Origin of the sequence: Citrobacter sp. CK199 (assembly GCF_030333285.1) — a bacterium.
GTDB classification, from domain to species: domain Bacteria; phylum Pseudomonadota; class Gammaproteobacteria; order Enterobacterales; family Enterobacteriaceae; genus Citrobacter_B; species Citrobacter_B koseri.
The window spans coordinates 126561-148552 of the sequence record NZ_JAOWGF010000025.1; the positions used below are offsets into that span (position 1 = coordinate 126561).

The window sequence follows — 21992 nt, forward strand, 5'->3', positions numbered from 1 at the left end:
TTCTGAATATGGCGGTGAGGGGGGGATTCGAACCCCCGATACGTTGCCGTATACACACTTTCCAGGCGTGCTCCTTCAGCCACTCGGACACCTCACCATATTGTCGTTCCAGTGTTGCTGGAACGGGCGCTAATTTAGGGAAATACGCCCCCGGCGTCAATCACCTTTTCTAAAAAATCGTGCAATTACACAAACTTCAATCAACATGCAGTTTAAATAAGCGGAAACTGCTTTTTTTGCCAGCATCTCTAAATTTGTTATGCTGATGATCCCTATGAAAATGATGATAATAAGTGCGAGTAAATTCCGCACAACAACACTCAGGAGTCAACATGGAGATAATGTTCTATCACCCGACCTTCGATACGGCCTGGTGGCTTAACGCTTTGGCAAAGGCGATTCCCGGCGCGAATATTCGTGAATGGAAACCCGGTGATAACGAACCTGCGGATTATGCGCTCGTGTGGCATCCGCCGGTGGAGATGCTCGAAGGACGGAAGCTAAAAGCCGTATTTGCGCTTGGCGCAGGTGTGGATTCCATTCTGAGTAAGCTCAAAGCGCACCCGGAAATGCTGGATGCCTCTATCCCGTTGTTCCGCCTGGAAGATACCGGCATGGGCCTGCAAATGCAGGAGTATGCCGTGAGCCAGGTGCTGCATTGGTTCCGCCGTTTCGATGATTATCAGGCGCTGAAAAACCAGTCAACATGGCAGCCGCTGCCGGAATATGATCGCGATGAATTCACCGTCGGTATTATGGGGGCGGGGGTGCTGGGCGCCAAAGTCGCTGAAGCGCTCCAGGCATGGGGATTCCCGCTTCGCTGCTGGAGCCGTAGCCGTAAATCCTGGCCTGGCGTAGAGAGTTTTGCGGGAGCTGAGGAGTTAGGCGCATTCCTGAATCAAACAAGGGTGCTGATCAACCTGCTGCCAAATACGGCGGAGACGGTGGGCATTATTAATTCCGGCTTGCTCAATCAGTTACGGGATGGCGCTTACCTGCTTAACCTGGCGCGTGGCGTGCATGTTAATGAGGACGATCTGCTTGCCGCGTTGAATAGCGAAAAACTCAAAGGGGCGATGCTGGATGTTTTCAGCCGCGAGCCGTTGCCAAAAGAGAGCCCGCTCTGGCAACACCCTCGCGTGGCGATGACGCCGCACATTGCCGCCGTCACCCGCCCGGCGGAAGCCGTGGACTATATTTCGCGCACCATTACGCATCTGGAGCGCGGCGAATCCGTGACGGGTCAGGTCGATCGCGTTCGCGGCTACTGATGACAACCCGGTTAGCGCCGGGTTTCGACTAATAAATGGTGACGATACCTGCTATCCTTGTCGGAAAACGACTACAGGAGTGAGTTATGTATCCCGTTGACTTGCATATGCATACCGTCGCCAGCACCCACGCATACAGTACCTTGCACGATTATATTGCCGAAGCGAAACGCAAAGGTATTAAGCTCTTTGCCATTACCGATCACGGCCCGGATATGGCCGATGCTCCGCATCACTGGCACTTTATCAACATGCGTATCTGGCCGCGTCTGGTTGACGGGGTGGGCATTCTTCGCGGTATTGAAGCCAACATCAAGAATATTGATGGCGAGATTGACTGCACGGGCCCGATGCTGAACTCGCTGGATGTGATTATCGCCGGTTTCCATGAACCGGTTTTCGCGCCGCACGATAAAGAGACCAATACCCAGGCGATGATTGCCGCAATGGCCAGCGGAAATGTGCATATTATCAGCCATCCGGGCAACCCAAAGTATCCTGTCGATATCACCGCGATTGCGCAGGCGGCGGCTAAATACCAGGTGGCGCTGGAAATCAATAACTCGTCATTCCTGCATTCGCGCAAAGGCAGTGAAGATAATTGCCGCGCGGTGGCCGCAGCCGTGCGTGACGCTGGCGGGTGGGTGGCGTTAGGGTCAGATTCCCATACTGCGTTTACACTCGGTGAATTTGCCGAATGCCGGAAGATCCTGGATGAAGTGGATTTCCCGGAAGAACGCGTTTTAAACGTTTCGCCAGGACGCTTACTGAGATTTCTGGAATCGCGCGGTATGGCGCCGATCCCGGAGTTTGCTGAACTTTAATTGCTGATAACTGGAATATATCAATGAATGAGTTTTCTATCCTGTGTCGTGTGCTGGGATCGCTGTATTACCGCCAACCGCAGGACCCTCTGCTGGTTCCTCTGTTTACGCTGATCCGAGAGGGTAAATTGTCGGCAAGCTGGCCGCTGGAGCAGGATGAGCTTCTGGCGCGGTTGCAGAAAAGTTGCGACATGGCCCAACTGGCGGCGGACTACAATGCGCTGTTTGTCGGCGACGAGTGCGCCGTGTCGCCTTATCGCAGCGCCTGGGTGGAAGGGGCAAAGGAATCTGATGTTCGCGCATTTCTTTCCGCTCGCGGTATGCCGTTGGCGGATACCCCTGCCGACCATATCGGTACGCTGCTGCTGGCCGCCTCCTGGCTGGAGGATCAGTCTGCTGAAGATGAGAGCGAAGCGCTGGAAACGCTGTTTATTGAATACCTGCTTCCCTGGTGCGGTACTTTCCTTGGCAAAGTGGAAGCCCATGCCGCGACGCCATTCTGGCGTACGATGGCGCCGTTGACGCGCGATGCGATCGGCGCAATGTGGGATGAGTTACAGGAAGGTGCTGAAGAGTAAATGTGATCATGGTCACTTTGTTATGCAACGTGATTAATTTCCTTGCATAAAATGTGTGCGTGATCTCATTCGTATGCCGCTTTTCTGCTATGATGCGCGGCATGAACATACTTATCTCCATTGCAATCACAACGGGCATTCTCTCCGGTATCTGGGGATGGGTGGCCGTTTCCCTTGGCCTGCTCAGCTGGGCGGGTTTTCTGGGCTGTACGGCCTATTTCGCCTGCCCGCAGGGCGGCCTGAAAGGGTTATTGATTTCTGCATGTACGCTCCTGAGCGGCGTGGTGTGGGCGCTGGTGATTATTCACGGCAGCGCGCTGGCTCCGCATCTGGAGATCGTCAGTTACGTCATGACGGGAATCGTCGCGTTTTTGATGTGCGTTCAGGCGAAGCAGCTGTTGCTTTCTTTTGTGCCTGGCACCTTTATCGGCGCATGCGCGACGTTTGCAGGGCAGGGGGACTGGCGACTGGTTCTGCCTTCGCTGGCCCTGGGACTCGTGTTTGGCTATGCGATGAAAAATAGCGGGCTGTGGCTGGCGTCTCGTCGGGTAAGAGAGTCTTCGCCGACGGCGGTCAGCAAATAAAAAAGCGTGAGGTTTCCCCCACGCTCATATGATGTCAATCCTGATGGCGCAAACTTATCCTGCCTGCTGTAGGCCCGATAAGCCTGCGCCATCGGGCATTCTACGGTTGGCGAAATATCAGGATTCCGGCGGTACGGACATGTGGCGGTATTTCACCAGAATGTCGTTCTGACGCTCCGCTTTGTTCTGCAAATCCCACAGGCCGCGATCGATCCCGTCGTTAATCAGGAAGATAACGCCCGTTTCAATCGCTGACATCAGACACAGCATCACCGGTTCATTAGAGGTGTAGCCGATTTCACCTTCCAGCAGTCGCTGGTAATCAATAAAGCGGAACACCCCGGCCTGCACTTCATAGGAAAGGATGGTCTTGCTGGTATTGACCGAAGAGAGGATCTCGCCGGTGCTGACGTTAACCACGCGCAGGTTTACCGCAATCTGGTCAAGCTGATACTGCGTATCCGCACCGATACCGAAGTACCGCGCGCCGACCCCGCCTGACTTCACGTTGCTTTCGTACCCGATAATCGACCCTTCCACCATGATATTCGCGGCGGTGAGGGACTGAAGCGGGATTCGGTTATTGATAGCCACCGTGCCGTTTTCCTGCGCTGCACGAATAATTTTGCGTTCGTTCAGCAGGTTTTGCAGTCCCTGACGCTCCAGCGGGATAAACCAGCGGGAGTCTTTCAGCGCGGTTACCAGCATCGCGGTGGCGCTCTGCGGAACGGCAGTCGAGAAGTTACTCGCCGGATAAGGTTTAAACTGGCCCGTTTCATCCTGAATATTATAAACCGAGACAAAAATCTTACCCGTTGGCATCGGCAGGTGCGTCAAATCTTTATAGCTTTGCGCACGAGGCATTAATGTCGGTTTCGCGGCTTCTTTAGGCGGGGCGGTTAAGCATCCGCTCAGTAAACATACTGCAACCAAAATAAGTAAGCGCTGCATGATTATTGTCCTTTGGTAGCTGGGGCTTAGAAATCGGTTGACTGTGTTTGCAAACCTGACACTTCAATCGTCGAGGTTTTCCCGGTTTTCCTGTCCGTGACATTAAGTCGCAGTTGCCCATCCCGGTTGGCGATATCAATGATAAAATCATTGGTCACCATTCTGCCTGGTTTGCCGGTGTTAATATTCGTCAGCAATCCGCCAAGGATTTGCGATTGAATAGCCTGCGTAAAGTTATCCAGTGCAGACGGGGTTTCAATCCCGAAGTCGTCGTAATAACTTGGGTCCTTATAAGAGTTTTGTGCCTGAGCGCTATTTAATAAAAATGCGCCGTTATTTGGGTTTCCACCAAAATTAGGATTTCGGAACTGGAATGTCATATTTCCGGCCCAACTTAATGGTGAAATAAGCATGAGCATAACTACTGCATGTTTGACACGCATGGCAGCCTCCAGACTAAATCATATTTTAGAATTCATCGCGCGCTAAATCACTCGTGCTTAATAGCGTTTGATCTATTTGCCGACGATTTAATGCTTCTTCAGTTTGCGCCAGCGCGAAGTCAACGGTTCGCTCGAAGTCTCTTTTCGTTGGGAATAAAAAAGTCTGGAATATAACGTCCTGATTTACCGTTATCGTGATCCAACTTCCCCAACGCGCACTGGGTCTTTCATTGATGGTCAAATTGCCTGTGTACTCACTTTCCCATTTGTCGCTGAAGGCGCGATAAAAATTGTGGCCGACTGATGAGACGGTATGGTCAGTTAAGAGTCCGGGAACTTCCACTTCAACTTCCGCAGCGTGAAGATTCCCTGCGGCAAGCAGTAATTCTGCTGCCACAATCCAGGTCAGATAGCGTTTCATGGCTTTATCGCCTGAGGTTATCGTTTGCCCATGAGACCGCCTGAGTACGGTTTTTAACAGCTATCTTTTTGAAAAGATTATAAAGATGTGTTTTTACCGTATTCTCGCTGATAAAAAGCGAGCGGGCGATTTCAATGTTTGAGGCGCCGATTCGCAGTTTATTGAGGATCTCTTTTTCACGATGAGTGAGAAGCGCTGATTCCGTGCTGTTGTAACGGTAGTTCCCTGAATGAGTGATCAGGTAACTGGCCAGCTTTTGCGAAAAATAGCATTCGCCTCGCAGGATCCCCTGCAAGCCGTTAACGACACGTTCTTCATCCTCCGTTGCGTAAAACACGCCATTGATATGTGGCCAGTTTTCAATATCACGGAAGGGATAGTCGTCGGGAGTGTTCAACAATAACGTCTTGATATTGTTGTTTTTCCGACTCAAATTGTCTTGCCAGTAATGGATGATTTTTTTATCCGCTTCCATCATATCCAGTAAAACAATGCAACTGGCGGATATATCATCCAGAGAACGTTGAATATTATGTAGTTTTCCGGTAACAGCCAGTGATTGCTTTAAATGCTGCAATAATGCAGTGGCCTGCAAAGATGGTTTTGTGATCAACAATAATGTATGACCATGAATACTATGGACTTCATTAAACATGATGAAACCCCACTTTTTTTAGTCGCACATCTGACAGCTGCCTCAGCTAAAATACGAGGCACCAGAAGTACTGACAGATGTTGCACTGCTGTGTGTAGAAATAAAACATCGACCCAAAAAGGGTAAAAATATTAAAACAGATGGACTACAACTGATTTCAATCTAGTCATTACAAACCTTAAAGCAAGTGTTAAACTTGTAACAAAATGTAAAATTATATATTTATATGTTAATGTGTGGATTTTTTAGAGATTAGATTTGATAGAAAAGTTGTACATGTTGCTGTTATTGCATAGATTTAAAAAATCATACAAATTATAATAACTGATTGATTTTAAATAATAATTTAAAATTATTTTTGAGTTTGTCTGACAAGTTAATTTTAAAACATTCGACTCAGGGCCGCCTGGACATTTTTAGTGAGAAAAAAATGATGTTTGTCACGAGTTGTGACGGCGATGCAGTGTGATGCCCGGAGAAACGCATAATGATATGCAGAAAACGATTTTTCCCTCTCACTGGCAGAAATGTTTAGCCCGCTACAGATAAGAAAATAAATTTTTCGTAAATAACAGTGGAGTCAACAGTGAATTAGCACTTTGGTGTGACGCTGAATATCAAAATACCACTCGCGGGTGAGTTATTTAAAATGTTTCCACGGACATACTCTTCATCGTAACGCGGCGTTAACAAAAAACGAATCGCGTTAACAGTCAAATTGAAATGCTTTTAAATTAACGTAATGTACGACCAGGTCCAGGGTGACAACATGAAAAACAAATTGTTATTTATGATGTTAACAATACTGGGTGCGCCTGGGATTGCAGCCGCGACAAGTTATGATCTGGCAAATGCGGAATATAATTTTGCGGTAAATGAATTAAGCAAGTCTTCATTTAATCAGGCAGCCATTATTGGTCAAAAGGGCACTTATAATAGTGCAAAAACACGCCAGGACGGCTCAAAACTTTTATCTGTTATTTCACAAGAAGGCGGAAATAACCGAGCGAAGATTGACCAGTCAGGAGCTTATAACCTTGCATATATTGATCAGGCGGGTTACGCCAATGATGCAAGTATATCGCAAGGCTCTTATGGTAATACTGCAATGATTATTCAGAAAGGTTCTGGTAATAAAGCAGATATTACGCAGTACGGTACGCAAAAAACAGCAGTTGTAGTGCAGAGACAGTCGCGCATGGCTATTCGCGTTACGCAACGTTAATACCATGACGACTTTTAAATCAATCCGATGGGGGTTTACCATGAAACTTTTAAAAGTGGCAGCATTCGCAGCAATCGTAGTTTCTGGCAGTGCTCTGGCAGGTGTTGTTCCGCAGTGGGGCGGTGGCGGCGGTCATAATAATGGCGGTAATAATTCCGGCCCTGAATCTACCCTGAGTATTTTCCAGTACGGTAGCGCAAACTCTGCTCTTGCTCTGCAAAGCGATGCTCGTAAATCAGATCTGTCCATCAAACAATATGGTCATGGTAACGGCGCAGACGTAGGCCAGGGCGCTGACAACAGCGGCATTGACCTGACCCAGAATGGGTACAGAAACAGCGCGACTATCGATCAGTGGAATGCCAAAAACTCTGATATCGTTGTGAGCCAGTTTGGTGGCCGCAACGGCGCGCTGGTTAACCAGACTGCGTCCGACTCCCAGGTATCGGTTACTCAGGTCGGCTTCGGCAACAACGCCACGGCTAACCAGTACTGATTCAGGTCGGGTACTCATAATAAACAGGGCGAAAGCCCTGTTTTTTTCGTGAGGATATGATGAATACGCTATTACTCCTTGCCGCGCTCTCCAGCCAGATTACATTTAATACCACACAACAAGGTGAAATTTACACCATTGTCCCCCAGGTTACGCTCAGCAAACCCTGCGTGTGCGAAGTCCAAATTTTTGCCGTTCGTGATGGGAAAGGAGGGCAAAGCCGTACACAGCAGAAAACAACCCTTTCTTTGCCCGCTAATCAACCCATTGATTTAACGAAACTCAGTTTAAATATTTCCCCGGAGGACTCGGTAAAAATTATCGTTACCGTTTCCGACGGGCAGTCGTTGCATTTGTCGCAGCAATGGCCATCTCCTGAGAAATCATCTTAATCATTTGATTTATTTGGTGATTGTTTGTGGCAGGGGATGGATTACTGTTCTATGAATTATAGAGAGGCAACAACGTCGTTTCCGTTCACCGCGAGCGTCGCAGTGGAAGGAAAACTCCGATCCTTCAAGTATGATTGATCATTGAGGAGCTATTGTATGTTTGCGTTGTGTTCGAAAAATATCCTCGGAGCAGGCCTTGGCGTCTGCATTCTCTTTTCTTCCTCTGTTACAGCTCAACAAATCACTACCGGCGGCGTTATTCATTTTCGTGGTCAGATTGTCGAACCTCCCTGTGAGGTCAGTGCCCGGCAGCAAAATATTGACATGACATGCGTGAATAATGGCCAGATGAAAACTAACCGTTTTACCCTGCAACAGGTTACAACCGCCCCGCAAAGCCTTCGACAAATTGCATCTGTGAGAGTCAATTATCTCGATCCGCAACAACGTCTGGCGATTATGAGTATTGAATACCAATAAACGCATCTGTCAGAGATAAAATCGTTCGATTAAAAAACGCGATTTCATTGAAAGCCCTGCTGTACACTTAGGCTATAGGTTAAGGTAAGGGGGATCTATGAAATCGCGTATTCATGTACAACATGGCGACATAACCCAACTCACGGTAGATGTGATTGTTAATGCTGCCAACGCTTCATTACTGGGGGGCGGTGGCGTTGACGGCGCGATTCATCGTGCAGCGGGTCCGGCGCTACTGGAAGCCTGCAAAAAAGTCAGGCAGCAGCAGGGCGAGTGCCCGGCAGGACACGCGGTCATCACTCTGGCAGGTAATCTGCCGGCGAAAGCGGTGATCCATACGGTGGGGCCCGTCTGGCGTGGCGGCGATCACAACGAATCCCAGCTCCTGGAAGATGCCTATTTCAACAGTTTGCAACTGGTGCTGGCCAATGGCTACCGGTCTGTCGCGTTTCCGGCGATCAGCACCGGCGCTTACGGCTACCCACGCCCCGCCGCAGCAGAGATCGCGGTCAATACGGTTGCGGATTTTCTTGCCCGCCACGCGCTACCTGAGCAGGTATACTTTGTCTGTTATGATGAAGAAACTGCCCGACTTTACGAGCGATTACTGACCCAACAAGGTGATGAGTGAGTTGACCCGACTTGAGCGCGCTGTTACCCCGCTGTGTGAACGTCATCCCGGCGAATGCGGCATTCTCGCCCTGGATGACAGCCTGGATGCCTTTGCCGCACGCTATCGATTAACGGAAATGGCTGAACGCACCCTGGATGTGCAGTATTACATCTGGGAGGATGACATGTCCGGGCGTCTGCTGTTTTCGATATTATTGGCGGCGGCAAAGCGCGGCGTTCATGTTCGCCTGCTGCTGGATGATAACAACACGCCGGGGCTTGATGATACGCTGCAACTGCTGGATAGCCACCCCAATATCGAAGTGCGCCTGTTTAATCCTTTCTCTTTTCGTATGCTGCGTGCGCTGGGGTATTTAACCGACTTTGCCCGGCTTAATCGGCGTATGCATAATAAAAGCTATACGGCAGATGGCGCAGTCACCATTGTCGGCGGGCGGAATATTGGCGATGCCTATTTTGGCGCAGGTGAAGAGCCGCTGTTTTCCGATCTCGACGTGATGGCGATTGGCCCTGTCGTAAAAGACGTGGCGGATGATTTTGAACGTTACTGGCACTGCAAATCGGTTTCAACGCTGCAAAAAGTGTTGTCGCTGTCTGAGCAGGAAATCACCCGACGCATTGACTTACCGGATTCCTGGTACAACGACGACATTACGCGCCGCTATTTGCATAAGCTGAAAACCAGCCACTTTATGTCCCATCTTGATCGCGGCGCTTTACCGCTGATATGGGCGAAAACCCGTCTGCTCAGCGACGATCCTTTAAAAGGCGAGGGGAAAGCGCAGCGTCATTCGCTTCTGCCGCAACGTCTGTTCGATGTGATGGGGTCGCCAACGGAACGTATCGACATTATTTCCGCCTATTTTGTCCCCACCCGGGCGGGCGTCGCGCAACTGCTGCAACTGGTGAGAAAAGGGGTCAGGATCGCGATTCTTACCAATTCACTGGCGGCGAACGATGTGGCGGTCGTCCATGCGGGCTATGCGCGGTGGCGTAAAAAACTTCTGCGCTACGGCATTGAGCTCTATGAGCTTAAACCCACTAACGGGCATGCGGCTGAACTTCACGATCGTGGTTTAACCGGTAACTCAGGCTCCAGCTTGCATGCGAAGACCTTCAGCATTGACGGGAATAAGGTTTTTATCGGTTCGCTCAATTTCGATCCCCGATCGACGTTACTCAATACCGAAATGGGGTTTGTGATTGAAAGCGAAACGCTGGCAACGCTGATTCATAACCGTTTTATGCAGAGCCAGCGTGATGACGCCTGGCAACTGCGGCTGGATCGTTGGGGAAGGATTAACTGGGTTGATCGCCACCTGCGTGACGAGGTGGTACTGAAAAAAGAACCCGCCACAGGATTCTGGAAGCGGGTTCTGGTGCGACTGGCGTCTGTCTTGCCCGTCGAATGGCTGCTTTAACGCCCTTCAGCGGGTAGCTTAACTGGCGACAGCCTTGCTGTTATCACGTTTAACCGCGGGTTTGCCCGAAAATAAAAATTTCAGTACGGGAATCCGTAAATGCAGTTCATACAGGACCAGCGCAATACCGATAACAAAGACCAGCCCGCATAAAAAGCCCAGCAGATTCGACGTAATATGCGGCGTAATATACGCGCCGAAAAACAGCGTTAGTGGATGATGCACCAGATAGATGAAAAGCGATGCATTCACAAAATAGGTGACGCGAGCGGACTGGAAATTAAGTAAACGGTGGCCCAGCGAAAAGACCACGTTAACCATCCACAATCCCATCAGCATGGTAATGACGTATTCTGTCTCATACATCCAGGCATCGCCGCTGCCATAACGCTGGTTCAGCAGGTAGGCAACGAAGGCGAGCGCCGCAGCCAGCGTGCATCCGCGTGACGGTACGGTAAACAGCGCTTTCAGCGCCGGGTTGATGAATGCCAGCGCGCCCAGGATAAAGAAAGGGAGATAAAACAGCGTTTGCATGACGACGAAATTGAACATGCCATCGCTAAGAATAGAGGGATAAATGATAAAAATGGCGCGTCTCAGCGCGGCGTAACCGACGCCAAGGATAAAGAAGATAAGCGTCAATTTGGTCATCGAAACGGCGGCGAATAACGGCTTCGTTGTGCGTTCCGCGCTTTTTTTGATTTGGCTGAATGCCCACATGCTCAGGGTTGTTAATACAATAAGCACTAATAAAAACCACAGATGAGAAATTAATTCCCAGGCCAGCGTATTGTATTTCTCATACAAAGAAAGCGTGTGCCAGTTCTCGGTTTTCCCTTTGACAAATTGCAGCATGATAAATTGCGGCAAGGTGAGTAAAGGAATGGCCGTCAGCATAGGAATACCTACGCGTTCAACACGCACTTTCCACCAGCGTTTTAATGGATAACGCAGGAATAACATGTACGAAAAATAACCGGAAATAACAAAAAAGACCTGCATGCGAAATGCGTGGACAAAATCGTTAAACAGGGTCAGCCACCATGAGGGCTCTGCGCTGTTGATATGCCAGGTATGGCTTGAATATATCAATGAGATATGAAAGGGGATCCCCAACAACATCAGCCAGGCGCGGATGGAGTCAAGAAAATATTCACGCTGTGGAGGTACTGGATTCATAGATAGATACATATTCTCAGACTTTTCGTCTTATCCCTGGGACGAATAATGTTTACATTCGGGGGCAACCCTACACGAAGTCCAACAACCTGTCTCCAGGATAAGCACGCAAAGTGAAAACAGGAGCAAAACCTGCTTAATCCATGAGCCAGCGCGCTGAACAAAGCCGGGATTCAGTTGTCGGATTGCCTGATTATCCATTAAAATGGATCGGATCGATATAAGCACACAAAGGGGGAAGTGCTTACTTATTATGAAACATAAACGACAAATGATGAAAATGCGTTGGTTGGGCGCGGCGGTAATGTTAACGCTGTACACATCGTCGAGTTGGGCGTTCACCATCGATGATGTTGCAAAACAAGCTCAATCCTTAGCCGGTAAAGGCTATGAGGCGCCGAAAAGTAACTTGCCCTCCGTTTTCCGCGACATGAAATATGCGGACTATCAGCAGATCCAGTTTAACCGTGATAAAGCGTACTGGAGCAATATCAAGACCCCATTCAAGCTCGAGTTCTACCACCAGGGTATGTACTTCGACACACCGGTCAGGATCAACGAAGTTACCGCGACGACGGTAAAAAGAATCAAATACAACCCGGACTATTTCAATTTTGGCGATGTTCAGCATGATAAAGACACCGTCAAAGACCTCGGTTTCGCCGGGTTCAAAGTGCTGTACCCGATCAACAGCAAAGACAAAAACGATGAAATCGTCAGCATGCTCGGTGCCAGCTATTTCCGCGTCATTGGCGCAGGCCAGGTCTATGGTCTTTCCGCGCGTGGTCTGGCGATTGATACCGCGCTGCCTTCCGGTGAGGAATTTCCCCGCTTTCGCGAGTTCTGGATTGAGCGTCCAAAACCGACTGACAAACGTTTGACCATCTATGCGTTGCTCGATTCCCCGCGTGCGACCGGGGCATACCGCTTCGTCATCATCCCTGGGCGTGACACTGTGGTGGACGTTCAGTCGAAAGTCTACCTGCGTGATAAAGTCGGTAAACTGGGCGTTGCGCCGTTAACCAGCATGTTCCTGTTTGGGCCGAACCAGCCGTCTCCGGCAACCAACTATCGCCCGGAATTGCACGACTCTAACGGGTTGTCTATCCATGCGGGCAACGGTGAATGGATCTGGCGCCCGCTGAATAACCCGAAACATCTCGCGGTGAGCAGCTATGCGATGGAAAACCCGCAAGGGTTCGGTTTGCTGCAACGCGGTCGCCAGTTCTCGCGCTTTGAAGATTTAGACGATCGCTACGACCTGCGCCCAAGCGCCTGGATCACGCCGAAAGGCGAGTGGGGCAAAGGGAAAATCGAACTGGTGGAAATTCCGACCAACGATGAAACTAACGATAACATCGTGGCCTACTGGACGCCGGATCAACTGCCTGAAGCAGGCAAAGAGATGAACTTCAAGTACACCATGACGTTTACCCGCGATGAAGAGAAACTTCATGCGCCGGAGAATGCCTGGGTTCAGCAGACGCGTCGCTCTACGGGCGATGTCAAACAGTCTAACCTGATTCGCCAGCCTGACGGCACCATCGCCTTCGTCGTGGATTTTGTCGGCACAGATATGAAAAAGCTGCCGCAGGATACCCCTGTCACGGCGCAAACCAGTATTGGCGATAACGGTGAAATCGTTGAGAACTCAGTGCGTTATAACCCGGTGACGAAAGGCTGGCGTTTGACGCTGCGCGTAAAAGTGAAAGACGCGAAGAAAACCACTGAAATGCGTGCTGCGTTGGTGAATGCCGATCAGCCGTTGAGTGAAACCTGGAGCTACCAGTTACCTGCCAATGAATAAGACAACTGAGTATATTGACGCAATGCCGCTTTCAGACATTGAGAAAGCGGCGCTGCCGAAAACGGACATCCGCGCCGTCCATGAGGCGCTGGATGTTGAGCATCGAGCTTACTCGCGAGAAGACGATTCACCGCAGGGATCTGTTAAAGCGCGCCTTGAGCAGGCCTGGCCGGATTCGCTGGCCGAAGGGCAACTGATTAAGGATGATGAGGGACGCGATCAGTTGCAGGCAATGCCGAAAGCGACGCGTTCTTCTATGTTCCCCGATCCCTGGCGCACCAACCCGCTGGGTCGTTTCTGGGACCGCTTGCGCGGCCGGGACGTGACGCCGCGTTATCTCTCCCGCCTGACGAAAGAAGAGCAGGAGAACGAGCAAAAATGGCGTACCGTCGGGACAATCCGCCGCTACATCCTGTTGCTGCTGACGCTGGCGCAGACGGTGGTTGCGACCTGGTATATGAAGACCATTCTTCCTTACCAGGGCTGGGCGCTCATCAATCCCGCCGACATGATCGGGCAGGATCTGTGGGTCTCCTTTATGCAACTGCTGCCGTATGTGCTGCAAACCGGCATCCTGATCCTGTTCGCCGTGCTGTTCTGCTGGGTGTCTGCGGGGTTCTGGACCGCGCTTATGGGCTTCCTGCAACTGCTGATTGGCCGCGATAAATACAGTATTTCGGCGTCAACGGTGGGAAATGAGCCGCTGAATCCAGAGCACCGTACCGCGTTGATTATGCCTATCTGCAACGAGGACGTTGACCGCGTGTTCGCGGGGCTACGCGCTACGTGGGAATCGGTTAAAGCCACCGGCAACGCAGCACATTTCGACGTCTATATCCTGAGCGATAGCTACAACCCCGATATCTGCGTGGCGGAACAAAAAGCGTGGATGGAGCTGATTGCTGAAGTGCAGGGCGAAGGACAGATTTTCTATCGCCGTCGCCGCCGTCGTGTGAAGCGCAAAAGCGGCAATATCGATGACTTCTGCCGTCGCTGGGGCAACCAGTACAGCTACATGGTGGTGCTGGACGCTGACTCGGTGATGACCGGCGAGTGTCTGAGCGGCCTGGTGCGTCTGATGGAAGCGAACCCGAATGCCGGGATCATCCAGTCGTCGCCGAAAGCGTCCGGTATGGATACGCTGTATGCGCGTTGCCAGCAGTTTGCTACCCGCGTGTACGGCCCGCTGTTTACCGCTGGGCTGCACTTCTGGCAGTTAGGCGAATCGCATTACTGGGGCCACAACGCGATTATTCGCGTGAAGCCATTCATCGAACACTGTGCGCTTGCGCCGCTGCCGGGCGAAGGATCGTTCGCGGGTTCCATCCTCTCGCATGACTTCGTGGAAGCGGCGTTAATGCGTCGTGCAGGGTGGGGCGTCTGGATTGCCTACGACCTGCCGGGTTCGTATGAAGAACTGCCGCCGAACCTGCTGGATGAACTTAAGCGTGACCGCCGCTGGTGTCATGGCAACCTGATGAACTTCCGCCTGTTCCTGGTGAAAGGAATGCACCCGGTTCACCGTGCGGTGTTCCTGACGGGGGTTATGTCTTACCTGTCGGCGCCGCTGTGGTTCATGTTCCTGGCGCTTTCCACCGCCTTGCAGGTGGTTCATGCGTTGACCGAACCGCAATACTTCCTGCAACCGCGCCAGCTGTTCCCGGTCTGGCCGCAGTGGCGCCCCGAACTGGCGATTGCGCTGTTTGCATCCACGATGGTGCTGCTGTTCCTGCCGAAGCTGCTGAGTATTATGCTCATCTGGTGTAAGGGCACAAAAGAGTATGGCGGATTTGTGCGCGTAACGCTGTCGCTGCTGCTGGAAGTGCTGTTCTCTGTGCTGCTGGCGCCGGTACGCATGTTGTTCCACACGGTGTTTGTGGTGAGCGCATTCCTCGGCTGGGAAGTGGTCTGGAATTCACCGCAGCGTGACGATGACTCTACCCCGTGGGGTGAAGCCTTCATGCGTCACGGTTCCCAGTTGCTGCTCGGCCTGGTATGGGCGGTTGGCATGGCCTGGCTGGATTTACGTTTCCTGTTCTGGCTGGCGCCGATTGTCTTCTCGCTGATCCTGTCGCCGTTTGTGTCCGTGGTTTCCAGCCGTTCAACGGTAGGCTTGCGCACCAAACGCTGGAAACTGTTCCTCATCCCGGAAGAGTATTCCCCGCCGCAGGTGCTGGTGGATACTGACAAATACCTGGCGATGAACCGCAATCGCACGCTGGATGACGGCTTTATGCACGCGGTGTTTAACCCGTCGTTTAACGCGCTGGCTACGGCGATGGCTACGGCCCGTCACCGCGCCAGTAAGGTGCTGGAGATTGCGCGCGACCGCCATGTGGAGCAGGCGCTGAATGAAACGCCGGAAAAACTGAATCGCGACCGCCGTCTGGTGTTGTTGAGCGATCCGGTGACGATGGCGCGTTTACACTATCGTGTCTGGAATTCACCGGAAAGATACTCATCGTGGGTTAACTACTATCAGGGTATCAATCTGAACCCACTGGCGTTGCGGAAGAAGTAAGCCGTAGCGGCCTGATAAACGTGGCGTTTATCAGGCCGACAAATATGCGCTGACAATTATCTGAAAATACCGGCCTGCTGCCGGTATTTTTTTATACTGAACAAAACGACGAATGAGGTATCCGGTGCGAATAATCGTGGTTGGCGTAATAGCGCTACTTCTGAGTGGGTGCGGCAGCATCATTAGCAGGACGATCCCCGGACAAGGGCACGGCAATCAATACTATCCCGGCGTGCAGTGGGATGTCCGGGATTCCGCGTGGCGCTATGTCACGGTTCTCGATCTGCCGTTTTCACTGGTTTTTGATACGCTGCTGCTGCCGCTGGATATACACCACGGCCCTTATGAGTAGTTAACGCTCATCCCACTCATCCGCCGCAGTCTGGCCTTCTTCGGTATCCAGAGGCGGCTCAAGCTGAAATTCACCGTCATCCCACTCATGCAGAGTGTTCTCTTCCAGCCACTCCTGACGAATCTCTATCTCATCATAATCGCCGTCAAAGACGCTTTGCGCCGCTTCGCCACTCAGCATTGGCAGACATTCGCCTTCTTCGCCTTCATCGGCAAAAAACTCGGCTTGCCACATGATGTCGCCATCCTGTAGCACGTATTTCTGGATATTGAGTTGTTGAACATTGGCTTCATCTTGTTCGAGTTCCGGGTTGTCAGCCAGAAACTCTTCACGGGCTGCATCAATGGCTTCTTCCAGCGTGGCGTACATAGTCATCACTGTCTCCCTTTGATTTGATGAGGTATTCAGGGAAAGAATAGCTGATTCTCCGGTTTTGCAAGTATGAAAGCGCAAAAATCATTTTGCCGCGAGGGTCTCTCTGCGCCGCCGCAGGCTGTTCCACGAATAAATTGCGTTGAACAACACGACGCCTGCGGTGACGCAAAACACGGCGCGAAAACCGTAGCTGGCAGAAATAGCCGCCCCCATTAACGGGCCTGTGACGTTGCCAATATCGCGAAATGACTGGTTGTAACTGAAGATGCGCCCGGCGATCTGATTGCTGGCGTTATAGACCAGCAGAGTCTGTACGGCAGGGAGCAGGGCGCCGTCCGCCGCGCCAAGTAAAAAGCGCAGCACGCCAAGCTGCCAGGGCGTTTGTACGAATGACATCGGGATCAGCAGCAGGACAGAGATAATCAGGGCGGTAATCAGGATCTTTTCGGGGCCAATGCGATCGCCCAGTTTGCCGAGCCGGGGCGCGCTGAGCAACGCCGCCACGCCGGGCACCGAGGCGATCATTCCGCTGATAAATGCGATATTGCTGACGTTACCGGCTAGCTCTCGCACATATAACGTCAGAATAGGCGCGATCGATCCGGTTGCAACCTGAATGATCAGCGTGGTGACGAACAGACTCAAAACCAGCTTTGGGTTTTTTAGTGAGCCAACGACCTCCCGGACGTGCAACATCTCCTTTTTGCTGACAGGCTGAAAACGCTCGCGAATAAAAAAGAGCGTCAGTAAGAAACAGACCAACAGCACGCTGGCGGTGATGAAGAAGACAGGGCGTAATCCGTACTGGTCGGCAAGTAATCCGCCCGCCAGAGGGCCGAGCAACGCGCCGCTGACGCCGCCAGTAGAAAGCGTTCCTAACGCCCAGCCGCTCTTATTACGCGGCACCTGAGTGGCGATAAGCGCATTTGCGTTTGGCACAAATCCGCCGAGCAGACCTAACAATGCGCGCAGGAGCAGAAACTGCCAGATGTTCTGCGCCAGCCCCATCAGCAGCATAACTATCGCCATGCCGAGGGCTGAACGCAGCAGCATGATCTTTCGCCCTTTGCGATCGGCCAGCCCGCCCCAAAAAGGCGAGGCAATAGCGGAAAACAGGAAGGTGATACTGAAAACCAGCCCCGACCACATATTCAGCGCGCTGTGGCCCGTTACGCCGAGCTGCTCAACGTAGAGGGGTAAAAATGGCATCACCAGGCTAAACGCCGCGCCGGTCAAAAAACAGCCCAGCCAGGCTACGGTGAGATTGCGTTTCCAGTTTATGGGGACATCAGAGGGTGACATAGCGATCCGCAGTGTGATGCGCTGTTTGCGCTATCATCAGAATAAAAATAAGGCAATACTCTCTTATTATGCGCCTGCCTGCTGAGGGCGGCAATGTGAGTAGCTTTTAAAGCTAAAAGAGGCGATGAGAAGGTGCAACCGTCGCCCGGCTGCACCTGATGAATCAGTAACGGGAGGGCATACCTTCAGGACGCGTTTTGAAACGGCGATGCAACCACATGTATTGCTCGGGCGCCATCATGATGCATTTCTCTACGATCGTGTTCATCCAGGCCGCGGTGGTTTCGGCGTCATCCAGCGGTGGTGAGCATTCCGGCGGCAGAAGAATCAGCTCATAGCCTTTGCCATCGGGTTTACGACGCGGAACAAACGGCACCAGACAGGCGTTGGACATCCGGGAGAGCATCCAGGTTCCTGACGTGGTGGCGGCCTGTTCCACGGCAAACAGCGGGACAAACACGCTGGCGCGCGGGCCATAGTCATGATCCGGCGCATACCAGACCACTTCACCTTTTTTCAGCGCTTTGATCATGCCTTTCAGGTCTTTGCGATCGAGCATCGACTTGTTGGAGCGCATACGTCCCCAGGTTTGTAGCCAGTCGAGCAACGGATTGTCATTCGGACGATAAACGCCAATGCCAGGCTGTTGCAAACCAAACTGGCGCGCGCCCAGCTCCAGCGTCAGAAAGTGCAGGCCAACCAGCAGAATCCCTCGCTCCCGGGCCTGAACGTCGCGGATATGCTCAACGCCGCTGACATCTGTCCAGCGTGAAATACGGCGGTCGGACCAGAACCAGGCCATGCCGGTTTCCATCACGCCCATCCCGACAGACTCGAAGTTCTTCACCACCATTTGGTGGCGTTCTTGCTCGCTCATCTGCGGAAAGCACAATTCAAGATTACGATAGGCGATGCGGGCGCGGCGCTTCATAAAACGCAACGCCAGACGTCCCATTGCACAACCCAGTTTGTAAATCACCGGGTAGGGCAATTGCACGACCAACCAAAGAGCACCAATACCCAGCCAGGTTAACCAATAACGTGGATGCAGTAGCGCAACGGAGAACTTAGGTAAATTCGTCATCTCTATCCTGTCTGTAAACGAGCAATTCCCTGTATTGTCGCATTTTTTCGTGTACAGCAAAAATTTGTGGTTGGAGAACGACGATAAAAGCGGCAATTGTTGTTAATTTCTTAGTATGAAGAATGAAATGTAGCGCAAAATGTGTGGATGTAAATTGGCGATGTTTGCTTTATGATGCCGCCCGATTTCATTTTTACTGATTGCAGGATACGTACACCATGCCAGTGTTACACAACCGCATTTCGAACGATGCGCTTAAAGCCCGGATGTTAGCTGAAACGGAGCCGCGCACGACCATCTCTTTTTATAAATATTTCACGATCGTCGATCCGCAGAGCACGCGCGACGCGTTGTACCAGATGTTTACCTCGCTGAATGTTTTTGGTCGCGTTTATCTGGCGCGTGAAGGTATTAACGCGCAGATCAGCGTGCCGCAAAGTCAGGTCGCGGCGTTTCGTGAGCAGCTGTATGCGTTTGATCCCGCATTAAACGGCTTGCGTCTGAATATTGCGCTGGACGATGACGGTAAGTCCTTCTGGGTGCTGCGTATGAAAGTACGCGAGCGGATTGTGGCCGATGGTATCGACGATCCGAATTTTGATGCCAGCGACGTTGGCGAGTACCTGAAAGCGGCGGAAGTGAACGCCATGCTGGACGATCCTGATGCCGTGTTTATCGACATGCGTAACCACTACGAATATGAAGTGGGACATTTCGAAAATGCGCTGGAAATTCCGGCTGATACGTTCCGCGAGCAGTTGCCGAAAGCTGTTGAAATGATGCAGGAGCATAGAGACAAGAAAATCGTCATGTATTGTACGGGCGGTATTCGTTGTGAAAAAGCCAGCGCCTGGATGAAGCATAACGGTTTTAACAAAGTGTGGCACATTGAGGGCGGCATCATTGAGTACGCGCGTAAGGCGCGCGAGCAGGGACTGCCGGTGCGTTTCATTGGTAAGAACTTTGTGTTTGATGAGCGCATGGGAGAGCGGATCTCTGATGAGGTTATTGCGCATTGTCACCAGTGCGGCACACCGTGCGACAGCCATACCAACTGTAAAAATGATGGTTGCCATCTGCTGTTTATTCAGTGCCCGGCTTGCGCCGAGAAGTTTAAAGGCTGCTGTAGCGAGCTGTGCTGTGAAGAGAGCAGTTTGCCGGAAGAGGAACAGCGCCGTCGCCGCGCTGGCCGTGAGAATGGCAATAAAATCTTCAATAAATCGCGTGGCCGCCTGAATACCCAACTGGGCATTCCCGACCCGGCGGAATAACGTAGCGCCATCCGGCATTACGCCCGGTGGCGCTTCGCTTACCGGGCCTACAATGTGTGCTGCTGTAGGCCGGATAAGGCGATGCCGCTATCCGCCATTGTGCCCGGTGGCGCTCCGCTTACCGGGCCTACAATGTGCGTTGCTGTAGGCCGGATAAGGCAATGCCGCCATCCGGCATTCGTTACTTCTGCTGTACGCCTTCCACCGAGATAATCAGATCGACTTCCTGCGATGCAGGGCCGAGGTCGGTGGTGATGTTGAAGTCTTTCAGCTTAATTTTACCTTCCGCTTCAAAGCCCGCGCGCTTCCCGCCCCACGGATCGTCACCCTGGCCGATCAGCTTCGCTTCCAGCGTGACCGGTTTGGTGACGCCATTGAGCGTCAGGTCGCCGGTGATATCCAGCTCGTCGCCATCTTTTTTCACGCTGGTCGAGGTAAACGTCGCCTGCGGGAATTTCGCCACGTTCAGGAAATCAGCGCTACGCAGGTGCTTATCACGCTCCGCATGGTTGGTATCAACGCTGTTGGTGTTAATGGTGACGTTCACTTTATCCGCTGCCGGATTTTTTTCATCGAAGGTAAATGTCCCGTCGAAATCTTTGAACGTCCCGTACAGCCAGCTGTAACCCAGGTGCTGGATACGGAAGTTAACGAAGGCGTGTTGTCCCTCTTTATCAATTTTATAGTCTGCCGCGATTGCAGAACCAGTGGTGAATAACAGGGAAGCAAAAGTCAGTCCCAGCAGGCTTTTTTTCATTTTTCAACTCCATAGTCAGGTGACGATCTCCCCAGCATACGCTTCAGGGTGTCGTCTTTATCGATGAAATGGTGCTTCAGGGCCATTAGCCCATGCAGAACAGACAGAATCACAACGCTCCAGGCCAGCCACAGGTGCAGGCTACCGGCAAGATCGGCCTGAGCGCCCGCGTCGGCCAGCGTGGCGGGCACGTCAAACCACCCAAACACGCTGATCGGTTTGCCGTCGGCGGTTGAGATCAGATAGCCGCTGATCACAATGGCGAAGAGCAGAAGATACAGCGCAAGGTGGCCCACCGCCGCGCCCAGACGGGTCAGGCGTGAATAGCTTTTCAGCGCCTTTGGCGGTGGTGAGACGAAACGCCAGAAAACACGTATAACCAGCCCCATCATTAGCAGGATGCCGATACTTTTATGCAATTCCGGCGCCTGGTGATACCAGCCATCGTAATAGCTGAGCGTCACCATCCATAAACCCAGGGCAAACATGCCGTATACAACAATGGCGACCAGCCAGTGAAGCAATACAGAAATGGCGCCATAGCGCTGAGGAGTATTTTTGAATTGCATAAACACACCAATGGATATTTCAGGAGAGAATGAAAATGACCTGTTAGAGACATTAATGCAACTAATAAATAACAATCCTGGCGATATTTGTTTTTATTTCAATAAAATTGATTGAATTTGTCATTATGCGTCAGAAGATTCGAGGTGATTAGCGGTTTTATCTATATGGGGCAGGAGGGCGGGAGGTTTCTTATTGGTCAAATTATTACAATGAAAGTTAGGGTAATCTCAGGTTTTGTCAATTTTTGTCAGCTGAAATAAATTAAAAGAACATGATATAAATAATGTCCATGATGGCCAGCAGCGACCATAAAATAACGTAGAGCATAAAATGCTCACGAATATTATTGATCAGATAGTGAAAAATACGACGCACAGCCTGACTCCTCAAAAAGAAACGG

25 protein-coding genes and 1 tRNA gene are annotated in these 21992 nt (G+C 51.5%); 14 read left to right on the top strand and 12 right to left on the bottom strand.

What is annotated here, in order from left to right:
- Positions 1 to 9: 9 nt before the first annotated feature.
- Positions 10 to 97: transfer RNA gene (locus OGX75_RS09430), tRNA-Ser, on the bottom strand.
- A gap of 235 nt (positions 98 to 332) precedes the next feature.
- On the opposite strand from OGX75_RS09430, the gene ghrA reads away from it, so the two are divergent.
- The 4 genes from ghrA to OGX75_RS09450 all read left to right on the top strand — a co-directional run bounded on the left by ghrA (position 333) and on the right by OGX75_RS09450 (position 3257).
- Complete coding sequence (gene ghrA, locus OGX75_RS09435; protein ID WP_012132898.1) at positions 333 to 1271, top strand: glyoxylate/hydroxypyruvate reductase GhrA; 939 nt, start codon at positions 333 to 335, stop codon at positions 1269 to 1271.
- Between the two features lie 86 nt (positions 1272 to 1357).
- Complete coding sequence (locus tag OGX75_RS09440) at positions 1358 to 2095, top strand: phosphatase (protein WP_012132897.1); 738 nt, start codon at positions 1358 to 1360, stop codon at positions 2093 to 2095.
- Positions 2096 to 2118: 23 nt separating this feature from the next.
- On the top strand, positions 2119 to 2673 hold the full coding sequence (locus OGX75_RS09445; RefSeq protein WP_230011325.1) for a TorD/DmsD family molecular chaperone: 555 nt from the start codon (positions 2119 to 2121) through the stop codon (positions 2671 to 2673).
- Positions 2674 to 2774: 101 nt separating this feature from the next.
- Positions 2775 to 3257 carry a DUF1097 domain-containing protein gene (locus OGX75_RS09450; protein ID WP_114848580.1) on the top strand — a complete coding sequence of 161 codons (483 nt, stop codon included), beginning with the start codon at positions 2775 to 2777 and terminating at the stop codon, positions 3255 to 3257.
- 117 nt (positions 3258 to 3374) lie between these two features.
- Here OGX75_RS09450 and csgG read toward each other — a convergent pair whose 3' ends face one another.
- The 4 genes from csgG to csgD are packed head-to-tail and all read right to left on the bottom strand — an operon-like array spanning position 3375 to position 5727.
- Entirely contained in the window at positions 3375 to 4208 is an 834-nt protein-coding gene (gene csgG / locus OGX75_RS09455) for a curli production assembly/transport protein CsgG (protein WP_024130452.1), read from the bottom strand.
- A 26-nt stretch (positions 4209 to 4234) separates the two neighbouring features.
- Positions 4235 to 4651, bottom strand: a complete 417-nt coding sequence (gene csgF, locus OGX75_RS09460; protein WP_012132893.1) for a curli production assembly/transport protein CsgF — start codon at positions 4649 to 4651, stop codon at positions 4235 to 4237.
- 25 nt (positions 4652 to 4676) lie between these two features.
- The gene (gene csgE, locus OGX75_RS09465) at positions 4677 to 5072 is read right to left on the bottom strand and encodes a curli production assembly/transport protein CsgE (RefSeq protein ID WP_012132892.1); all 396 of its coding nucleotides are present in this window, start codon (positions 5070 to 5072) and stop codon (positions 4677 to 4679) included.
- Between the two features lie 4 nt (positions 5073 to 5076).
- Entirely contained in the window at positions 5077 to 5727 is a 651-nt protein-coding gene (csgD, locus tag OGX75_RS09470) for a biofilm master transcriptional regulator CsgD (RefSeq protein WP_012132891.1), read from the bottom strand.
- Between the two features lie 769 nt (positions 5728 to 6496).
- Here csgD and csgB point away from each other — a divergent pair.
- The 6 genes from csgB to OGX75_RS09500 all read left to right on the top strand — a co-directional run bounded on the left by csgB (position 6497) and on the right by OGX75_RS09500 (position 10374).
- Positions 6497 to 6952, top strand: a complete 456-nt coding sequence (gene csgB, locus OGX75_RS09475) for a curli minor subunit CsgB (RefSeq protein WP_047457584.1) — start codon at positions 6497 to 6499, stop codon at positions 6950 to 6952.
- Positions 6953 to 6992: 40 nt separating this feature from the next.
- Positions 6993 to 7448 (top strand): curli major subunit CsgA, encoded by a 456-nt coding sequence (gene csgA, locus OGX75_RS09480; RefSeq protein WP_024130450.1) that lies wholly within the window; start codon positions 6993 to 6995, stop codon positions 7446 to 7448.
- Positions 7449 to 7507: 59 nt separating this feature from the next.
- The gene (csgC, locus tag OGX75_RS09485) at positions 7508 to 7840 is read left to right on the top strand and encodes a curli assembly chaperone CsgC (RefSeq protein WP_024130449.1); all 333 of its coding nucleotides are present in this window, start codon (positions 7508 to 7510) and stop codon (positions 7838 to 7840) included.
- A gap of 156 nt (positions 7841 to 7996) precedes the next feature.
- Positions 7997 to 8320 carry a YmdA family protein gene (locus OGX75_RS09490; RefSeq protein WP_047457582.1) on the top strand — a complete coding sequence of 108 codons (324 nt, stop codon included), beginning with the start codon at positions 7997 to 7999 and terminating at the stop codon, positions 8318 to 8320.
- Between the two features lie 97 nt (positions 8321 to 8417).
- Positions 8418 to 8951 carry an O-acetyl-ADP-ribose deacetylase gene (gene ymdB / locus OGX75_RS09495; RefSeq protein ID WP_047457580.1) on the top strand — a complete coding sequence of 178 codons (534 nt, stop codon included), beginning with the start codon at positions 8418 to 8420 and terminating at the stop codon, positions 8949 to 8951.
- Positions 8944 to 10374 (top strand): phospholipase D family protein, encoded by a 1431-nt coding sequence (locus tag OGX75_RS09500; RefSeq protein ID WP_080975442.1) that lies wholly within the window; start codon positions 8944 to 8946, stop codon positions 10372 to 10374. The genes ymdB and OGX75_RS09500 overlap by 8 nt, the downstream gene beginning before the upstream one ends.
- Positions 10375 to 10392: 18 nt before the next feature.
- Here the strand turns inward: OGX75_RS09500 and mdoC are convergent, their stop codons facing one another.
- Positions 10393 to 11553, bottom strand: coding sequence for a glucans biosynthesis protein MdoC (gene mdoC / locus OGX75_RS09505; RefSeq protein ID WP_286451618.1), 1161 nt, complete (start codon positions 11551 to 11553; stop codon positions 10393 to 10395).
- 271 nt (positions 11554 to 11824) lie between these two features.
- Between mdoC and mdoG the strand changes: the two genes are divergently transcribed.
- The 3 genes from mdoG to OGX75_RS09520 all read left to right on the top strand — a co-directional run bounded on the left by mdoG (position 11825) and on the right by OGX75_RS09520 (position 16233).
- On the top strand, positions 11825 to 13360 hold the full coding sequence (gene mdoG / locus OGX75_RS09510; protein WP_077956924.1) for a glucans biosynthesis protein MdoG: 1536 nt from the start codon (positions 11825 to 11827) through the stop codon (positions 13358 to 13360).
- Positions 13353 to 15881 carry a glucans biosynthesis glucosyltransferase MdoH gene (mdoH, locus tag OGX75_RS09515; RefSeq protein ID WP_200031000.1) on the top strand — a complete coding sequence of 843 codons (2529 nt, stop codon included), beginning with the start codon at positions 13353 to 13355 and terminating at the stop codon, positions 15879 to 15881. The genes mdoG and mdoH overlap by 8 nt, the downstream gene beginning before the upstream one ends.
- Before the next feature lie 124 nt (positions 15882 to 16005).
- Positions 16006 to 16233: a YceK/YidQ family lipoprotein gene (locus tag OGX75_RS09520; protein ID WP_286451617.1), complete on the top strand. Its 228-nt coding sequence runs from the start codon at positions 16006 to 16008 to the stop codon at positions 16231 to 16233.
- Here the strand turns inward: OGX75_RS09520 and OGX75_RS09525 are convergent, their stop codons facing one another.
- The 3 genes from OGX75_RS09525 to OGX75_RS09535 all read right to left on the bottom strand — a co-directional run bounded on the left by OGX75_RS09525 (position 16234) and on the right by OGX75_RS09535 (position 18994).
- Complete coding sequence (locus tag OGX75_RS09525; protein ID WP_012132878.1) at positions 16234 to 16608, bottom strand: MysB family protein; 375 nt, start codon at positions 16606 to 16608, stop codon at positions 16234 to 16236. It abuts the gene before it with no gap.
- Positions 16609 to 16689: 81 nt separating this feature from the next.
- Positions 16690 to 17910 carry a multidrug efflux MFS transporter MdtG gene (mdtG, locus tag OGX75_RS09530; RefSeq protein ID WP_286451616.1) on the bottom strand — a complete coding sequence of 407 codons (1221 nt, stop codon included), beginning with the start codon at positions 17908 to 17910 and terminating at the stop codon, positions 16690 to 16692.
- 163 nt (positions 17911 to 18073) lie between these two features.
- Positions 18074 to 18994 (bottom strand): Kdo(2)-lipid IV(A) acyltransferase, encoded by a 921-nt coding sequence (locus OGX75_RS09535; protein WP_047457570.1) that lies wholly within the window; start codon positions 18992 to 18994, stop codon positions 18074 to 18076.
- A 218-nt stretch (positions 18995 to 19212) separates the two neighbouring features.
- On the opposite strand from OGX75_RS09535, the gene trhO reads away from it, so the two are divergent.
- Positions 19213 to 20265 (top strand): oxygen-dependent tRNA uridine(34) hydroxylase TrhO, encoded by a 1053-nt coding sequence (gene trhO / locus OGX75_RS09540; protein WP_114848577.1) that lies wholly within the window; start codon positions 19213 to 19215, stop codon positions 20263 to 20265.
- 181 nt (positions 20266 to 20446) lie between these two features.
- On the opposite strand, the gene OGX75_RS09545 is transcribed toward trhO, so the two are convergent.
- The 3 genes from OGX75_RS09545 to OGX75_RS09555 all read right to left on the bottom strand — a co-directional run bounded on the left by OGX75_RS09545 (position 20447) and on the right by OGX75_RS09555 (position 21967).
- Positions 20447 to 21022, bottom strand: a complete 576-nt coding sequence (locus OGX75_RS09545) for a YceI family protein (RefSeq protein WP_012132872.1) — start codon at positions 21020 to 21022, stop codon at positions 20447 to 20449.
- Complete coding sequence (locus OGX75_RS09550; RefSeq protein ID WP_012132871.1) at positions 21019 to 21591, bottom strand: cytochrome b; 573 nt, start codon at positions 21589 to 21591, stop codon at positions 21019 to 21021. The genes OGX75_RS09545 and OGX75_RS09550 overlap by 4 nt, the downstream gene beginning before the upstream one ends.
- A gap of 262 nt (positions 21592 to 21853) precedes the next feature.
- Complete coding sequence (locus OGX75_RS09555; RefSeq protein ID WP_047457560.1) at positions 21854 to 21967, bottom strand: YceO family protein; 114 nt, start codon at positions 21965 to 21967, stop codon at positions 21854 to 21856.
- Between the last annotated feature and the right edge of the window lie 25 nt (positions 21968 to 21992).